Genomic DNA, 15,678 nt, shown 5'->3' with positions numbered 1-15,678 from the left:
GAGAGCCGATCATGGCAGCGCCCCACCACTATGATTTCGTCGTTGCGGGCAGCGGCGGGGGCGGGTTGGTCGCCGCCATCACCGCGCGGATGCGGGGGCTTTCGGTGCTGTTGCTCGAAAAGGAGGCGCTGCTGGGCGGTTCTTCTGCGATTTCGGGCGGGATCGTGTGGATTCCCGACAATCCGGTGATGAAGCGCGAAGGCCAGCGCGACTCAGTGGCGGAGGCGATGCGCTATGTGGAGAATTTCACGCAGGACAACGGCCATGTCTCGCCGCCTACGCGCCGCCGCGCCTTTCTGGAAGCAGGCCCCCGGATGGTGACACTGCTGGAAGACTGCGGGATGCAGTTTGAATATTGCGCCGAATATGCGGATTATTATGCGCATCTCCCCGGCGGTCATCAAAGCGGGCGATCGCTGCAGGGGGCATTGTTCGACCTGAACGATCTGGGGCCGTGGAAGGCGCGGTTCCGCATCAACCCGAGCGCGCTGCCGGTACGCACCTCCGAAGGGCGGCATCTGTTCCTGATGAAACGGACGCTGAAGGGCGCGGAAACCGCGACCCGGCTGGCGACGCGCGTGGCCAAGGAAAAGGTTCGCGGCACCAAGGTGGTCGGCTCGGGCGGATCGCTGATCGGGCGGCTGTTGCAGATCGCCATCGAACGGGGTGTCGATATTCGGGTGGACGCCCCGCTGACCGACTTCGTGATCGAAGACGGTCGCGTGGCGGGCGTGCAGACGGTGCTGGACGGCGCGCCGGCCGAGGTGCGCGCGGGCCATGGCGTGCTGGTCGCAGCGGGCGGCTTTGCCCGCAATGCCCAGATGCGGGCGCGCTACCAGCCGCAACCTTCGTCGGTCGACTGGACCAAGGCCAATCCCGGCGATACCGGCGAGGCCATCGAACGGATGGAGGCGCTGGGCGCCGAACTCGCCTGCATGGATCAGGCCTGGTGGATTCCCACCTCGATCCCGCCGGGAATCGGGCCGGTGCATAATGTCGCCGATATTTCCAAGCCGTTCGGCATATTGGTGGATGCGGCGGGCAATCGCTTTGCGAATGAATCGGCGTCCTACATGGAAATCGGCCATGCGATCTATGCCCGCAACGCGACGGCATCGACGATGCCCGCCTGGTATGTGATGGATGCGCGGCACCGCAGCCACTATCCGTGGTTCCGCACCCCGCCGGGCATGACTCCGTCCGAATGGACCGAAAGCGGCTGGATGAAGCAGGGCCGCACGATCGAGGAACTGGCGCTTGCCTGCGGCATCGATCCGGCGGGATTGCAGGCGACGGTCGCCCGGTTCAACGGCTTTTGCAAGACCGGCGTGGACCTGGACTATCATCGCGGCGAAAATGCCTATGCGCGCTATTTTGCCGATCCCACGGTGAAGCCCAACGGCAATCTCGGCCCGATCGAAAAGGCGCCGTTTCAGGCGATTCCGATCTGGCCGGGGGACGGCGGCACGGCGGGGGGCGTGATCGCCGATCCGGCGGCGCGGGTGCTGCGCGCCGATGGGACGGCGATCGACGGCCTGTATGCGACCGGCAATTGCACCGCGCCGGTTTATGGCCCGCATTATACCGGGGCCGGATGCAGCATCGGTGCGTCGTTCGTCGGCGGCTATCTGGCCGCGATGGACGCTGCGGATCGGGCACAGGGCGCAGCGGAATAGCGCTGAGCCCACGCTTCATCGCGCCGGGCCGGGCGTGCCGGGGGGCACCCCAGCCCGCAACTTCAGCGCAGCAGATCGCGGGCGATGACCAGGCGCATCACTTCGTTGGTGCCCTCCAAAATGCGGTGTACCCGCAGATCGCGCCAGAACCGTTCGATCGGATAGTCGCGCAGATAGCCATAGCCGCCGAAGAGTTGGAGCGCCTTGTCGACGATGACCGAGCCATTGTCGGAGGCAAGCCGCTTTGCCATGGCGGAAAAGCGCGTTTTGTCCGGCGCGTTCGCCGTGACCTTTGCCGCCGCCAGATAGAGCAGCGCGCGGGCGGCTTCGAGATCGGTTGCCATATCGGCCAGCGTGAACTGGGTATTCTGGAAATCGGCGATGGCGCTGCCGAACTGGCGGCGATCCTTCACATAGCCGATCGCCTCGTCCAGGCAGCGCTGCGCCCCGCCCAGCGAGCAGGCGCCGATATTGATGCGGCCGCCATCCAGCCCGGCCATCGCAAAGCGGAAACCGGCGCCCTCTTCGCCAACCCGGTTGGCGACGGGCACCCGGACATTGTCGAACATCACCTGCCCCGTCGGCGAAGCGTTCCAGCCCAGCTTGCGCTCCGGCACGCCGAACGAGACGCCGGGCATGTCCTTGTCCACCACCAGGCAGCTAATGCCCTTCGCGCCTGCGTCGCCGGTGCGGACCATCACCAGATAGACGTCATTATATCCGGCGCCCGAAATGAACTGCTTCGTCCCGTTGACGATATAGGCATCGCCGTCGCGGCGGGCGCTGGTCTTGAGCGCAGCGGCATCGGAGCCGCTTCCCGGTTCGGTGAGGCAATAGCCCGCCAGCCGGTCCATCGTCACCAGGCTGGGCAGATAGCGCGCCTTCAACGCGGCATCGCCGAAGCTGTCGATCATCCATGATGCCATGTTGTGGATCGAGATAAAGGCGCTGGTCGCGGGGCAGCCATAGGCCATGGCCTCCATGATGAGCGCCGCCTCCAGCCGCCCCAGCCCGCTGCCGCCGCTTTCGGGGGAGACATAGATCGCGCCGAAGCCGAGCTGCCCCGCCGCCTTCCACACATCGACCGGATAGTGGTGCTTCTCGTCCCATTCCGCCGCGAACGGCGTGATCGCGTCGGCGGTGAAGCGGCGCGCGGCGTCCTGGATGGCGATCTGATCTTCGGTGAGGTCGAATTGTGCGGTCATGCGTCCTGTTCCTTCTTTCGGGCGGTGCGCGGCACCCCCGAAACGCGCGTCAGCAAAGCAGCGAAGATCCCGCCGCGACGATGCACGCCGCCGTTTCCGCGTGGCTGGGGCCGATGGTGCTGCACAACATCGCGCGCTTGAGCAGGCGGTGGCCGATATTCTCGCACGTCACGCCGATCGCTCCGTGATTGACGATGTTGACCTTGGCATTTTCGACGGCGGCCTTGTCGGTCAGCCAGCGTGCGCTTGCCGTCTGCAATTCCCAGCCGGGCCGGCCATCGCGCAGGCAGATCGCGGCGAAGAACAGCACCGAACGTGCCGCTTCGCACCGCACGGCCATATCGACGCAGCGATGGCGGACCACCTGGAAGCTGCCGATCGGCTTGCCGAACTGCTCGCGCTCACGGGCGAAGGCGAGGCTTTGTTGCAGCGCCGCCTCCGCCAGCCCCAGCCGATAGGCGGACAGGAGAAGCTCGAATTGCGCCAGGGTTGCGGCCGATAGGGTATCGGCTTCCAGCGTCAGCGCGGACGTGCGGCGCACCGGCGTTGCCGGGTCCAGGCCGGGATGCTCCGGGGCAGGGCCGGACAGGCGCAGGAGCTGCAACCGGCCCTGCGCAGGCGCCAGAACGATGTCGCCGCGCCCCATCAGGCTGCGCGTGCCGTCCGCATCGTCGCCAAAGCCGATCGCTACCTGTTCGGTGCCCGCCACCAGCGCGTGCGCCAGCGCTTCGTTGCCCGCATCCATCGCCACCAGTGCCGCTGCGGCTGCGAGCGGCACCGACAGCGGCAGGATATACCGCCCCGCCTCGCGCTGGACCAGCAGCGTATCGTCGAGCGCGGCGCCCGATCCGCCCGCCGTGGCGGGCACGCCGAAACCGATCAGCCCCATCTCCGCCGAAAACGCGATCAGCCGCGCCTCGTCGGCGGCCTCGTCAAAATCATGCGGGAACAGCCGGTCATAGGCGGCTTCCTGCGCCAGCATGGACCCGATCGAATCGAGGATCTGCTGCTGGTCGTCGCTGATTGAAAAATCCATGAGACCCTACCGGCTGCGGGGGAGTTCGAGAACGCGATCGGCAACCACTTCGCGCTGAATATCCGTCGTGCCGCCACCGATGGCGTTGATGATCGCCTTTTGGAAATCATAGGCCCAATGGGCGTGTGCGCCGTGCAGGTCGAAGAGCTGATGGCCCAGGATTTCGTTCGCCAGATCATAGAGATGCTTGGCGCATTCGGTGGTCATCAGCTTGGTGATCGATGATTCCGCCCCCGGCTGCGTGCCCTTGGCATAGCGCGAGAGATTGGCATAGTTCAGCGCGCGCAGCCCCGCCAGTTCGGCGCGCACGGCGGCGATCTTTTCGACAATCGCATCACCGTGGAGCGCGGCCCGATTGCTGCCCGGCAACGGGTGATCGCGCGCGTGATCGATCAGTTTTTCCAGCGCGACCGTCATCTTCATCGCATCGGCGACGAACGTGGTGCCGCGTTCAAAGCCCAGCGTCGCCATCGCCGTGGCCCAGCCACCGTCGATCCCGCCGACCACATTGGCCAGCGGAATGCGCGCGGAATCATAGAATACCGTCGCGAAATCATTTTCGCCGGTCATCTTGCGGATAGGCTGAATCTCGATGCCGGGCGTCGCCATGTCGCAGATCACCCAGGTCAGCCCCCGGTGACGCCCGCCCGGTTCCCCGGTGCGGACGAGCAGTTCCTGTTGCTGCGCGACCTGTGCAAAGCTGGTCCAGATCTTTTGCCCGGTGACCACCAGATCCTCGCCGTCGATCACCGCACGGGTGCGCAGCGCGGCCAGGTCCGATCCGGCCGACGGCTCTGAAAAGCCCTGGCACCACAAAGATTCCCCCGTGAGAATCGCTTTCAGATGCGCCTGTTTCTGCGCATCGGTGCCGCAGGCGATCAGCGTGGGGCCGGCATGGTTCACCGCGACGAACATCGCGCCGGGCGCGGGCGCCCCGGCCATGGCGTGTTCTTCATGCCAGATAAGCTGCTGGATCAGTCCCAGCCCGCGCCCGCCATATTCGACGGGCCAGTTGATCCCGGCCCATCCCCCGTCAAACTGGGTACGTTGCCACGCGCGATCAAAGGCTGCGGCCTCGCCAGTTGCCGAAGGGCGGCGTTCCGACGGTTTATGGGCGTGCAACCACTCCCGCACTTCCTGCCGGAACTGTAGATCCGCGAGTGTCCAATCCAGGTCCATGATCCGCTACTTTGCCTGCTTTGCCTTCACAAGATCACCGTGGCGCTGCAGCATCTGCGTGGCGCGAAGCTGCAATTCCGCCGGCACATCGGGCAGGATAACCGGCCCGTTCGCGCGGCTGGGAAGGGCGATTGTCGCGCGGCAGATGGTGCAGACCACGTCGCGCTGGCTCTTGCTCTCGATTTCGACGTCCACCAGCCAGCGGCCCTGCTCCTCGCGCTTGTCCACCACCTTGCCGGTGAAGATCTGCACGTCGCCCATATAATTGAACTTCCGCACCTCGTCATACATCCGCACGATGAACCCGTCATCGCCGGTCCAGTCCGACAGGAAGTGATAAAGCCAGGTTTCCCGCATCACGCCATAATCATAGGGCAGGGGATTGCCGGTGGTCTGCTGGGACAGTTCGGTATCCCAATGCACGCGCTGTGCGGTATCGGGCACGCCCATCGCATTCTTCATGTAAAAGGCGGGGATGCGCTGCCGGTTCCGCCAGCCCAGCCGATGGCTGAGCAGTCCATAGGGCACAAAGCCATAGCCGCCGGCATGAAAGACGATGATGTCGGTGACGGTCAGCGGACCCTTTGCCATCGTGCCCATCGCGTCACCGATGGCGACATCCTCGAAATAGCGCGGTTCGGCGCCGCGCGGACCTTCCTGTTCGAAGATCGTGTCGATTGCGGCGATAGCATCGTCGGTCCATTGCGCGGACTCGATCGCGCCATATTTGCTCTTTTCCTTGGCTGCCTTGCGCTCGGTAAGGATCGAACGCTTGCGATAGGTGGCAACCACTTCGCCATTCTGGTTGAGCTTTACCGTGCGCAGGAACTTATTGACCGTCCGTCCGGCAAATTCAGAGGGCTTTACCTCGATACCATCCTCGCCTTCGAAGCTGTAGATCTTGTCGCCGGGGCGGATCGGGCGATACCATTGCCATTCGCTGCCCGACACGAAGACGTGAATGCCGCGAAACAGCCCCTTTTTCATGGCCCGGAGTTCGGGCGGCAGCGGATCGCCCAGCATCGGGCGGTTCATCACCGCCGCCATGATGCCGGGCGCGACCTGGCCACCCCAGCGCGTTGTGGCGGCATAGTCGGGATCGGCATAGAGCGGGTTGTCGTCGCCGGCCGACTGGGCGAAATTGCGGATCGAATCCTCGGTCGCCTCGGTGATATACTGGCGATCACGCACCGCGACATCGGCGCCGATCAGCGCGCGGGCGCGATCCAGATCGTCATCGGTGATGACTGCCAGCGTGTGCTCGGCTGCCTCTTCAGGCGCGGTTGTAGCCATTTTAGGATCCTTCGGCGAACATGGTCAGCGGTTGGCAAACAGGGCGCGCACATCGGGCCGACTGACCTTCAGCGACACGGTGCGCGGCAATTTGGCGACGATCAGGAATTGTGCGGGCACCTGATAGGCAATCAGGTGCTTGCGGGCGAATGCCTCCAATTCCTCGGGCGTGGGGGGCTCTACGCCTTCCTTGGGCTCGATTGCGGCCACCGGCACTTCGCCCAGCCGCGCGTCCGGCACGCCGATCACGGCGGCTTCATGGACCCGATCATGCTGGTTGAGCACCTCCACGACCTGGCTCGCCAGGATCTTGAAACCGCCCCGGATGATCGCATCGTCGGCGCGGCCCGCGATGAAGAGGAACCGATCGGTATCGATCCGGGCGAGATCGGTGGTCTTCAGCCAATCGTGCGATTGCACGCGCGCGCCGCGAACCTCCAATATGCCGATTTCGCCCGGCGCCACGGGCTCGCCCGTTGCGGCATCGACCACGCGCATATCGGTATCGGGGCTGATCCGGCCCACGCTGCCGCGCTTCGTGTCGATGAACGTCTTATGATCGTTGAGCGTCCAGCGGGCGAGCGCGCCCATGAATTCGGTGGCGCCATAGGTGATGAGCACGGGAATGCCGAAGCGATCCTCGAACTGCTTCTGCGTCGCCGGGGCCAGCGGCGCCGTTCCGCATCGCACCGCCAACAGGCTCGACAGTTCTTCGCGGGTCATGTCGCTTTCCAGCACCATGCGCAGCATCGGCGGCGGCAGGCTGAGGAAACGGGGCCGGTGTTCGGCCATCGCCGCGCGAAATTCGGGAATGCGGAACTTGTCGAACAGGATCGTCGGGCGCGCCTCAAAGGCCGACAGCAACAGCGCGAACGTTCCGCCCGCATGACCCAGCGGCGCGAACAACAAGGTGGGCGAACGCTTCACCCGCAAATGGGCGACGGCATAGGCGCTGGCGCCTTCCTTCATGCTGCCCATGATAAGGTCGGCGCGCAATACGATCCGCTTTGGCGTGCCCGTCGTGCCGCTGGTCTGGATTTCGATCGCGGAGCCGGGGGCGACGCGGTGGTAATCCCCAGCCCGGACCACCGTTTCTGTATTCGCCGTCATGTCGCCGCTGGCGGATACCCGCGCCGCGACGACGCCCAGCCGATCCAGTGCGGATTGCAGGCCGTCGGTAAAATCCTCAGCGGCACCCAGCAGGATCGCCGGGCGGACGCCAGTGATATCCGACACCAGCTTGTCGATCGGCTGGAGCCCGTTGAAATAGACGGCGCAGCGTCCGCTCGACAGCGTGGCGAGGATCGCCAGCGCATTGGGCACGGCGTTGCGCACCAGGATGCCGATCGCCGAACCTTCGGGCAGATCCAGCGCGGCAAAGATCCGTTCGGCTTCCTGTGTCGCGTGGCGCAATTCGGACCACCGCGCCCGATCGCGCCCGTCCGCGACGAGCAGCGCGTCGCCGCCGATCCGGGCGACGGCCTGAAGATGCTGTTGCAAGGCATTGCTCAAGGGCGTGGCTCCCCGTGAAGAAACTGCGACCTGGACTGAAAGGGGGCGCCGCCGATCACCATCCCACCGCATCGGCATAATGGCTGCGCAGTGCATCGGGATGGCCGCCCCAGGCGAAATCGACCATCGCGCGCTTCAGCCAGATGTGGAGATCATATTCCCAGGTATAGCCGATGCCGCCGTGCAGCTCGACGCAGTCGCGCGCCGCCTGGAGGAAGCGATCACCCAGATGCGCCTTGGCCAGCGCCGCCATTGCAGAGGATTCCGCCGGAACCTTGTCAAACGCATAGGCGGCGTACCAGTACAGACCCCGACATGGCTCGATCTGGGTGACGACATTCGCGATCTGATGCTTGACGCCCTGGAACTGGCCGATGACCGTGCCGAATTGCGACCGGGTCTTCAGATACTCGACGGTCATGTCGATCACCCGGCTCGCGCCGCCAAAGGCATCGGCTGCGAGCAGGACCAGCGCGGCATCGAAGGCCCGGCGCATCGCCTGTTGCGGGATATCCAGCCCGGCGGCATCGTCGAACTGCACGTTGTACATCGGCCGGGTACGATCGACGCCGTCGACCTGCTCGATCCGTACCCCAGCGCCGCGTGCATCGACCAGCGCGCCGCCGCCGCCGGCGCCGCCCACCAGGAGGACATCGGCGGTCGCGGCCCCCGGCACGAAGATCTTGGTGCCGTTCACCCGGCCCCCCTCGATCCGCACCTGCCACGCCTCTGGCAACCAGCGCGTGCCGGCTTCGCCAAAGGCAACGGTGGCGATCTGGGTGCCAGCCGCCAGCGCCGCCAGCATATCGGGCGCGACACCCGGTTCCTGCCCGGCCAGCGCGGCGGTTGCGGCCCAATGGCCGAACAACGGCGTGGGGAGGGCGGCATAGCCGATCCGTTCGGCGACCAGCGCCGCCTCGATCATCCCCAGGCCCGATCCGCCCGCCGTTTCGGGCAGCAACAGGCCCGCCAGCCCCAGCGCCTTCAACTCGGGCCAGGCCGCGTCGGCAGCGCCGGGATGGCCATCGACGATCGCCTGCAGCCGGTCATGGCTGGCATGGCTGTCCAGCAGCCGCCCCGCCTGATCCTGGAGCATCGCCTGGAGTTCGTTGAGCGCGAACCTCATGCGACGGCCTCCACCTGCGAATCGCGCGGCAGGCCCAGCCCGCGCTCGGTAATGATGTTGCGCTGAATATTGGAGGTTCCCCCCGCAATGGCCACGCCGAGCGAGCCCATATATTGGTTGTTGAAGCGTTCTGGGCCGCTGCCGCGCGTACCTTCGGGCGGCGGGGCGAGCAGGAACGCATCGCCCATCACATCGCGCGCGGCATGGGCGATGGCATGGCCGATTTCGGTGGCGTAGAGCTTTGCCATCATCTCGACGATGCCTGCGCTTTCGCCTTGCGCGTTCATCGAAAGCTGCCGGTAGCTTGAATATTTCAGCGCGGTGAGCGCGCCGGAAATCTCCGCGAGCCGGATGCGCAGATCGGGATGCTCGATCACCGGCCTGCCGTCGATCCTCGTGGTCCGCGCCAGATGCAGCAGCCGATCGAAACGCTGCTGGGTACGATCCGCGCCGCCGATCGACGAGCGTTCATGCTTGAGCGTCGCTTTTGACACCGCCCAGCCTTCGCCGCGCGCGCCGACGATCCAGTCGGCGGGGGTGCGGGCATCGTCGAAAAACACTTCGCAGAATTCGGCACCGCCGTTCATCTGCTTGAGCGGTCGCACGGTGACCCCCGGCTGCTTCAGGTCGATCAGCAGATAGCTGATGCCCTGATGCTTGGTGGGTGCATCGGGTTCGGTGCGGATGAGCGCGAACATATAATCCGCCTGGCCCGCAAAGCTGCTCCAGATCTTTTGGCCGTTCAGGATCCATTCGCCGCCGACCAGCTCGCCGCGCGTCCGTAACGATGCCAGGTCACTGCCCGATGCGGGCTCGCTATATCCCTGGGTCCAGGCGATATCGCCGTTGATCGTCGCCGGGATGAAACGCTGCTTCTGCGCTTCGGTGCCGCGCTCCAGCAAGGTCGGGACGAGCATGTTGACGCCCGGTTTCTGAATTTCCATCGGCGCGCTCGCGCGGGCGAATTCCTCGCGGATGATCTGTGCGCGCAGCAGATCGACGGGCTGTTCCGAACCGCCATAGGCGCGGGGCACGCTGCGATAGAGATAGCCCGCCTCGATCGCCTTCAGCCGGAACGCGCGTTCCAACGCCTTGCGCGCTTCCCGCGAGGGGCGTTCGGACGGCCATTCGCGCGACAAAAAGGTGCGAACCGCCTGCCGATAGCCGTCATATTCGGGGTTATAGCCTAGGTCCATGGGTTCCTCGACGTCAGAATTGCGGGTGCCGGGCCTCGGCCATCGCGGCCATTGCCTCCGCAAAGTCGGGGCCGGTCAGCAAATGGCTTTGCGCCTGGATGTTGAATTCCCATTCCGCCGCCAGGCTGGATTCGGCACCGCGCCGAAGCCCCTGTTTCGCAAGGGCGAGCGCGCGCGGCGAACGGCGGGCGAGCGACAGGGCGAATTTATGGACGGCGGGATCGAACGGCCCTTCGACCACTTCGCTAACCAGGCCCCAGGCCAGCGCCAGTTGCGCATCCACTTTTCGCGCGCGCAGGATCATGTCGGCGGCGCGTTCATAGCCGATCAGCCGGGGGAGCATGAACATGCCGCCCAGCGGAGGAATGATCCCCAGATCGATCCAGTTTTCCCAGAACAGCGCATCCGGCGCGGCGATCCGGAAATCGCAGGCCACGGCAAATTCGCATCCGGCACCCACAGCGGCGCCGCGCACTGCCGCGATCGTCGGCTTGGGACACAGCTTGAGCGCGCGCGCGACGCCCATGAAGCGGCGATAGATATCGTCCTGGATCTCAGCCACGCTCTTATGCGGCAGCGGCTGGAGGAACTTGACGCGATCGGCCCCGGCGCAGAACGCCTGCCCCGCGCCGGTCAGCACGATCACGCGCACCTCCGGATCGGCGGTATGTGTCTCAATCGCCTCGATTACCGGATCGAGCATTTCCGGATATACCGCATTCCTGGCGTCGGGCCGGTTCAGGATGACATATCCGACGCGATCCTCGACTTTTGCCATCACCTCGTCGGCCACGTCCTGCCCCTCCTGCCTTATGCTTTCTTGTCCTATGATCCATTGGGGCAAACAAAGTCAACTACGATATAGAGGACGGTGGGCGGGTTCTCGGTAGCGGGCCGTCCGCCTGCGGGGTGGGGGGCGTCGGGATGTGCGGGCAGAATGCGCGCCTCTTGCTGGCAAAGGGCTGAAAGGCTGCGAGCATTTCATCGAAATGCTTTACAAAGCCGGACTTTATTACATATGTACCCAATTTAGTCTATTTTAACCTGTGCCGCCTCCAAATCAGGTGGCGATGCAGGAGGGGTACAGGATGAATTTGGCCGCGTCGCAGACCGTGAGGATACCCAAGACCGCAGAACTGGTCGCCGGGCGTATCCGAAAAGCGATTATAACCGGGGAATTGCAGGCGGGGGACAATCTGCCGCCCGAGGCGCAGTTGATCACGAAGTTCGAGGTTTCGCGGCCGACGTTGCGCGAAGCGATCCGAATTCTGGAATCCGAGAACCTCATCCTGATCTCGCGCGGGGCGCGGCGGGGCGCGACGATCCTGCAACCGACGGCGGATATGATCTCGCGATCGGCGGGGGTGGCGTTGCAGGCGCATGGCGCGACGATCGGCGATGTCTATCAGGCCCGCACGCTGCTGGAGCCGCAGGCGGCGCGGCTGGCGGCGGAGATTAATCCGGTCGAAGCCGGGAAGGCGCTGCACGCGCAGGTCGCGGTCGAACTGGCGCTGGCGGACAAGCGCGACGCTGCCGGCCTGCAACACGCCACCGGCCGTTTTCACCGTATTCTGCTGGAAAAGTCCGGGAATATCACGCTGGCGATGTTCGCCTATGCGCTGGACGATATTGTCAGCCGCCATCAGGAAATGGTCTATCGGCGGCGGCCCGTCGATGATAGCGAGCCGCGCTGGGCGCAAATGCGCTATGGCATCAAGTCGCACGAGCGGCTTGCCGGCCTTATCAGCCGGGGCGAGGCCGCCGCCGCTGAGCAACATTGGTCGCGCCACATGGTGAATGCCGGGAAGTTCTGGCTGGACGAAGTTGCGCAGACGGCGGTCATCGACATTCTCGAATAGCCCTGCTCAACATAGTCAACCTAGATAGATTGATTTGGCAATGGCCAGCAATCGGCTATGGGTTCTGCCACGCCACGCCGCGTTGATCGGCATGCGCGACTAAATCCAGGGGATGAGGCGAGGATGGCGGAACAGGCGTGTAAGGGCGGGCAGAGCGATCGTGTCGCGCTGGTATTGGGCGGCGGTTCGGCGGGCGAAGGCTGGAGCAACGGCCAGGCATCGGCGGTGCAATTGGCGGTGGACGGCTATCACGTTGTTGTCGCCGATAGGTCGGAAGCAGCGGCCCGGCAGAGCTGCGACCTTATCCACGCGCGCGGCGGCGCGGCGATCGCCGTTACCTGCAATGTGGGGGATACCCGCCAGCTTGTCGATGCGATTGGCGCTGCCCATGGTTGGCGGGGCAGACTTGACGCGCTGCTGTTCAATGTGGGGTTGAGCGGATCGGGTGCGGGGCTCGACGCCTATGGCGAGGACGAGTGGGACCGCGCCTTTGCCGTCAACGCCCGCGCCGCGTTCACGGCCTATCGTACCTGCGTCCCGCTGATGCGCGAGAACGGCTTTGGCCGGCTGATCGCCATCACCTCGATCGCCGCCAAGCTTACGAGCGGGCGGCGCCCGAACCACGCCTATGCCGCGTCAAAGGCGGCGCTCACCACACTCACTCGAAGCGTGGCGGTGGAAGTGGGGCAATATGGCATTACCGCGAACTGCGTGGTGCCGGGGATGATCGACACCCCCCATGCCTCGCTCGCGATCCGGCGCAGCCGCCCGCCCGAAGAAGCCGAGGCGATGCTTGCCAAGCGGGCGCTCTTGTCCCCCACCAACAGCCAGGGATCGCCCTGGGACATCGCACGGGCCGTCGCCTTTGTCGCGCATCCCGACAATGGCTATGTCAACGGCACCGAGATCGTCGTCGATGGCGGCGTGACCAATTTGATGCCGGCAATGGCCTGATCCGATCAATCGCCCTGCGTCGCATTCTGGCGGCGGGGGCGCATCACCGCCTCTTGCGCCAGCGATGCTATCACCGTTCCCGCGCGATCGAACACCGTCGCCCGCGCCAGGGTGCGCCCGCCCTGCGCGACGGGGCTATCGGCATCGACCAGCATCCACTGCGTCGGATCGAAGGAGCGGTGGAACCAGATGCTGTGATCCAGGCTGGCCATCATCAACTGGATCACGGGCGGGGTGGGCGCATGAGGCATCGCCCCCACGCCTACCAGCCAGAAATCGGAGATAAACGCAAAGGCGGCCTTGTCGCCCGCATCGCGGCTCAATCCCGGTAGCGCGCCAACAGGTTCGCATGACAGCCAATATTGGCGGTGCGAATCGGCCCCCGGATGCAGCCATTCTGCCGTGCTGACCGGCTTCACCTCCATCGCGCGCGACTGGGTGAAAAAACGATAGGCGATCGGATTGAGCGCGCCCTCCATCCGCCGGGCATGGGTCGTGACCGTATCGAGCAAGTCCGGGTCCGGCGCGGGCGCGGATGGGGGGCGCTGATGCTCGAAATGGGCTTCGTCGGCATGGAAGGACGCCGTCATGGTGAACACGGCACCGCGCGATTGCATGGCGATCACCTGACGCGCAGCGAAGCTGCGGCCCGCGTGCAAGGTCGTCACGACATAGCGAATCGGTTCGGTGAGCGACGCGCCGGTCAGGAAATTGCAATGCACCGAATGCAGCGCCTTGTCCTCCACGCCGTGGCTCGCCGCCACCACCGCCTGGCCGACGATCTGCCCGCCAAAGGCCACGCCATTGGCATTGGGCACATTGGCGATATTGCGGAATACGCCGGGTTCCAGCGGCTCCAGCGTCAGCAATTCGGTGAGCGTGGCGCGCATTTTCAGGCGTTGCGGGGGGATATCGCGGTGATCATCCGACGATCGTCTCGCGCCGGACATTTTCCCCGGCCAGTTCCCGATCCCAGGTGTCGCTGGTCACGCCCGCATCGCGCAGCAGGTGTTTTTGCACGCGAAGGCTGGGCGTCTTGGGCAATTCGCCGACGAAGCGGATATAGCGGGGCAGCATGAAATGGGCCATGCGCGGGCGCAGATGATCGAACAGCAGCTTTGCATCCAGCGTTTCGCCGGGTTCCAGCGCGACGACGATCATCAGATCATCCTCGCTCACCGGACTGGGAACGCCGATGGCCGCCGCCTCGCGCACGGCGGGATGGGCCAGCGCCTCGACCTCGACTTCATAGGACGAGATGTTTTCGCCGCGCCGCCGGATGGCGTCCTTCTTGCGGTCCACGAAGAAGTAATTGCCGTCCGGATCGCGACGGAAACTGTCGCCGGTGTGGAACCAGCCATTGCGCCACACCTCTGCGGTCGCTTCGGGCATCCGCCAATAGCCGGGAGAAATCGTCCAGGGACGGTCGGCGCGCAGGATCAGTTCGCCGATGCCGCCTTCCGGCACGTCGCAATCGAAATCATCGACGATCCGCGCCTGGTAGCCGGGCCGGAGTTTCCCACAGCTATCCGCGATCGCCGGATTACGATCCGACAGGATCGGCACCGATAATTCGGACATGCCATAAGCGGTGACGACATCGACGCCGAAGCGCGCGCCCCAGGCCCCAGGGTCTCGGACCAGCGGGACCATCGACACAAGCTTCATCGGATTGTCGGCATCGTCGGGGCGGGGCGGGCGCCCTTCCAGAAAGCTGGCGGCGGCGCCGAGCAGAACGCAGGCCGTGGTGCCGTGCTGGCGGGCAATGTCCCAGAAGCTGTCGGTCTTGAAATGCCCGACCAGCGTGATCGCGCCGCCCAGCATCAGCATTCCATAGGCGGCGCGCGTACCGCTGATATGAAAGAGCGGCATGTTGAGCAGGTAATTATCATCGGCGCCCAGCCGTCCGCCAAAGGTGGCGCGTGCCAGATCGTGCATCTGCACATAGGTGACGATGGCACCCTTGGACGGCCCGGTCGTCCCCGATGTGAACAGGATGAATTGCGGCGTCCAGGGGTGGATCATGGCCCGTGGCGCGGCATCGGCGGGATGGCCGGTCAGCACGGCATCGGCCGCCAGCACCGGCAGGCCCAGGTCCAGGCCACTTGCCGGCCCCGCCTCGACCAGGGTGGTCAGGCTGCCCAGCGCGATATCGCCCAGCCTGTCCATCACGCCGCCATGGACAATGGCGATCCGCGCCCCCGAAAGCGCGATCAGATGCTCCAGCACCGTGCCGCGCAGCGCCAGATTGGGCGCCGCGACGGCAGCGCCCAGAAAGTTGACGCCAAACCACGCCCGCAGAAAACCCGGCCCGTTGGGGAGCCACAGGAACACGACATCGCCCGCCGTGACGCCCAGCGCCGCCAACCCTGCGGCGGCCTGCCGCGCTGCCGTCAGCGTTTCGCCATAGGTCCAGGATGAACCATCCTCGAACCGTACATAGGGCTTGTCCGGCGTGTCGCGCGCGCGCTGTTCGAGCATGTCCCTGAGGACGCACTCTGCGGCGTGTGGCACGTGCGCGGTGACCCAGCTCCAGTCCGGCATGTTGCTCCCCTGATCGCTGTCGAACGTAGCAGCTTCGACCCGGCATAGGTTTCAGCTATAAACTAGTCAACCAGGTTGCCGCGCACCATTGCGATGAC

General features: G+C 65.1%; 13 protein-coding genes. 3 read left to right on the top strand and 10 right to left on the bottom strand.

The window, feature by feature from the left end; translation table 11 throughout:
- Positions 1-11: 11 nt before the first annotated feature.
- Entirely contained in the window at positions 12-1,676 is a 1,665-nt protein-coding gene (locus QU44_RS09325) for an FAD-dependent oxidoreductase (RefSeq protein ID WP_033921749.1), read from the top strand.
- A gap of 62 nt (positions 1,677-1,738) precedes the next feature.
- Here QU44_RS09325 and QU44_RS09320 read toward each other — a convergent pair whose 3' ends face one another.
- From QU44_RS09320 to QU44_RS09285, 8 genes are read right to left on the bottom strand one after another with little or no spacing between them, the layout of a single operon-like run.
- Positions 1,739-2,881 carry an acyl-CoA dehydrogenase family protein gene (locus QU44_RS09320; RefSeq protein ID WP_033921747.1) on the bottom strand — a complete coding sequence of 381 codons (1,143 nt, stop codon included), beginning with the start codon at positions 2,879-2,881 and terminating at the stop codon, positions 1,739-1,741.
- A 49-nt stretch (positions 2,882-2,930) separates the two neighbouring features.
- Complete coding sequence (locus tag QU44_RS09315) at positions 2,931-3,917, bottom strand: acyl-CoA dehydrogenase (RefSeq protein ID WP_033921746.1); 987 nt, start codon at positions 3,915-3,917, stop codon at positions 2,931-2,933.
- Between the two features lie 6 nt (positions 3,918-3,923).
- Positions 3,924-5,096 carry an acyl-CoA dehydrogenase family protein gene (locus QU44_RS09310; RefSeq protein ID WP_033921744.1) on the bottom strand — a complete coding sequence of 391 codons (1,173 nt, stop codon included), beginning with the start codon at positions 5,094-5,096 and terminating at the stop codon, positions 3,924-3,926.
- 6 nt (positions 5,097-5,102) lie between these two features.
- Entirely contained in the window at positions 5,103-6,389 is a 1,287-nt protein-coding gene (locus QU44_RS09305) for an FAS1-like dehydratase domain-containing protein (RefSeq protein ID WP_033921743.1), read from the bottom strand.
- A gap of 24 nt (positions 6,390-6,413) precedes the next feature.
- On the bottom strand, positions 6,414-7,901 hold the full coding sequence (locus QU44_RS09300; RefSeq protein WP_052134569.1) for a class I adenylate-forming enzyme family protein: 1,488 nt from the start codon (positions 7,899-7,901) through the stop codon (positions 6,414-6,416).
- A 55-nt stretch (positions 7,902-7,956) separates the two neighbouring features.
- Positions 7,957-9,027 carry an acyl-CoA dehydrogenase family protein gene (locus QU44_RS17445; protein ID WP_052134567.1) on the bottom strand — a complete coding sequence of 357 codons (1,071 nt, stop codon included), beginning with the start codon at positions 9,025-9,027 and terminating at the stop codon, positions 7,957-7,959.
- The gene (locus QU44_RS09290) at positions 9,024-10,223 is read right to left on the bottom strand and encodes an acyl-CoA dehydrogenase family protein (RefSeq protein ID WP_033921742.1); all 1,200 of its coding nucleotides are present in this window, start codon (positions 10,221-10,223) and stop codon (positions 9,024-9,026) included. Before QU44_RS09290 ends, QU44_RS17445 begins: the two co-directional genes overlap by 4 nt.
- Positions 10,224-10,236: 13 nt before the next feature.
- A complete protein-coding gene (locus QU44_RS09285) occupies positions 10,237-11,016 on the bottom strand; it encodes an enoyl-CoA hydratase/isomerase family protein (RefSeq protein ID WP_052134565.1) in 780 nt (259 codons plus the stop codon).
- A gap of 295 nt (positions 11,017-11,311) precedes the next feature.
- Here QU44_RS09285 and QU44_RS09280 point away from each other — a divergent pair, with 295 nt between their 5' ends.
- Together QU44_RS09280 and QU44_RS09275 are read left to right on the top strand one after the other, a co-directional pair.
- The gene (locus QU44_RS09280) at positions 11,312-12,082 is read left to right on the top strand and encodes a FadR/GntR family transcriptional regulator (RefSeq protein WP_052134560.1); all 771 of its coding nucleotides are present in this window, start codon (positions 11,312-11,314) and stop codon (positions 12,080-12,082) included.
- A gap of 123 nt (positions 12,083-12,205) precedes the next feature.
- Positions 12,206-13,036, top strand: a complete 831-nt coding sequence (locus QU44_RS09275; protein WP_033921738.1) for an SDR family NAD(P)-dependent oxidoreductase — start codon at positions 12,206-12,208, stop codon at positions 13,034-13,036.
- Between the two features lie 5 nt (positions 13,037-13,041).
- Here the strand turns inward: QU44_RS09275 and QU44_RS09270 are convergent, their stop codons facing one another.
- Both QU44_RS09270 and QU44_RS09265 read right to left on the bottom strand, forming a co-directional pair.
- Positions 13,042-13,926, bottom strand: coding sequence for an acyl-CoA thioesterase (locus tag QU44_RS09270; RefSeq protein WP_033921737.1), 885 nt, complete (start codon positions 13,924-13,926; stop codon positions 13,042-13,044).
- Positions 13,927-13,957: 31 nt separating this feature from the next.
- Positions 13,958-15,580, bottom strand: a complete 1,623-nt coding sequence (locus QU44_RS09265) for an AMP-binding protein (RefSeq protein WP_052134559.1) — start codon at positions 15,578-15,580, stop codon at positions 13,958-13,960.
- Positions 15,581-15,678 lie beyond the last annotated feature (98 nt).

This window comes from Sphingomonas sp. 37zxx (genome assembly GCF_000786205.1).
GTDB lineage: Bacteria > Pseudomonadota > Alphaproteobacteria > Sphingomonadales > Sphingomonadaceae > Sphingomonas.
This window is presented reverse-complemented; position numbering and strand designations above follow the sequence as displayed.

Coding starts and splice junctions, on each gene's coding strand:
- QU44_RS09305 (WP_033921743.1), bottom strand. CDS start 6,389: ATGGCTACAACCGCGCCTGAAGAGGCAGCCGAGCACACGCTGGCAGTC.
- QU44_RS09265 (WP_052134559.1), bottom strand. CDS start 15,580: ATGCCGGACTGGAGCTGGGTCACCGCGCACGTGCCACACGCCGCAGAG.
- QU44_RS09275 (WP_033921738.1), top strand. CDS start 12,206: ATGGCGGAACAGGCGTGTAAGGGCGGGCAGAGCGATCGTGTCGCGCTG.
- QU44_RS09315 (WP_033921746.1), bottom strand. CDS start 3,917: ATGGATTTTTCAATCAGCGACGACCAGCAGCAGATCCTCGATTCGATC.
- QU44_RS09270 (WP_033921737.1), bottom strand. CDS start 13,926: ATGCGCGCCACGCTCACCGAATTGCTGACGCTGGAGCCGCTGGAACCC.
- QU44_RS09310 (WP_033921744.1), bottom strand. CDS start 5,096: ATGGACCTGGATTGGACACTCGCGGATCTACAGTTCCGGCAGGAAGTG.
- QU44_RS09290 (WP_033921742.1), bottom strand. CDS start 10,223: ATGGACCTAGGCTATAACCCCGAATATGACGGCTATCGGCAGGCGGTT.
- QU44_RS09280 (WP_052134560.1), top strand. CDS start 11,312: ATGAATTTGGCCGCGTCGCAGACCGTGAGGATACCCAAGACCGCAGAA.
- QU44_RS09320 (WP_033921747.1), bottom strand. CDS start 2,881: ATGACCGCACAATTCGACCTCACCGAAGATCAGATCGCCATCCAGGAC.
- QU44_RS09325 (WP_033921749.1), top strand. CDS start 12: ATGGCAGCGCCCCACCACTATGATTTCGTCGTTGCGGGCAGCGGCGGG.
- QU44_RS17445 (WP_052134567.1), bottom strand. CDS start 9,027: ATGAGGTTCGCGCTCAACGAACTCCAGGCGATGCTCCAGGATCAGGCG.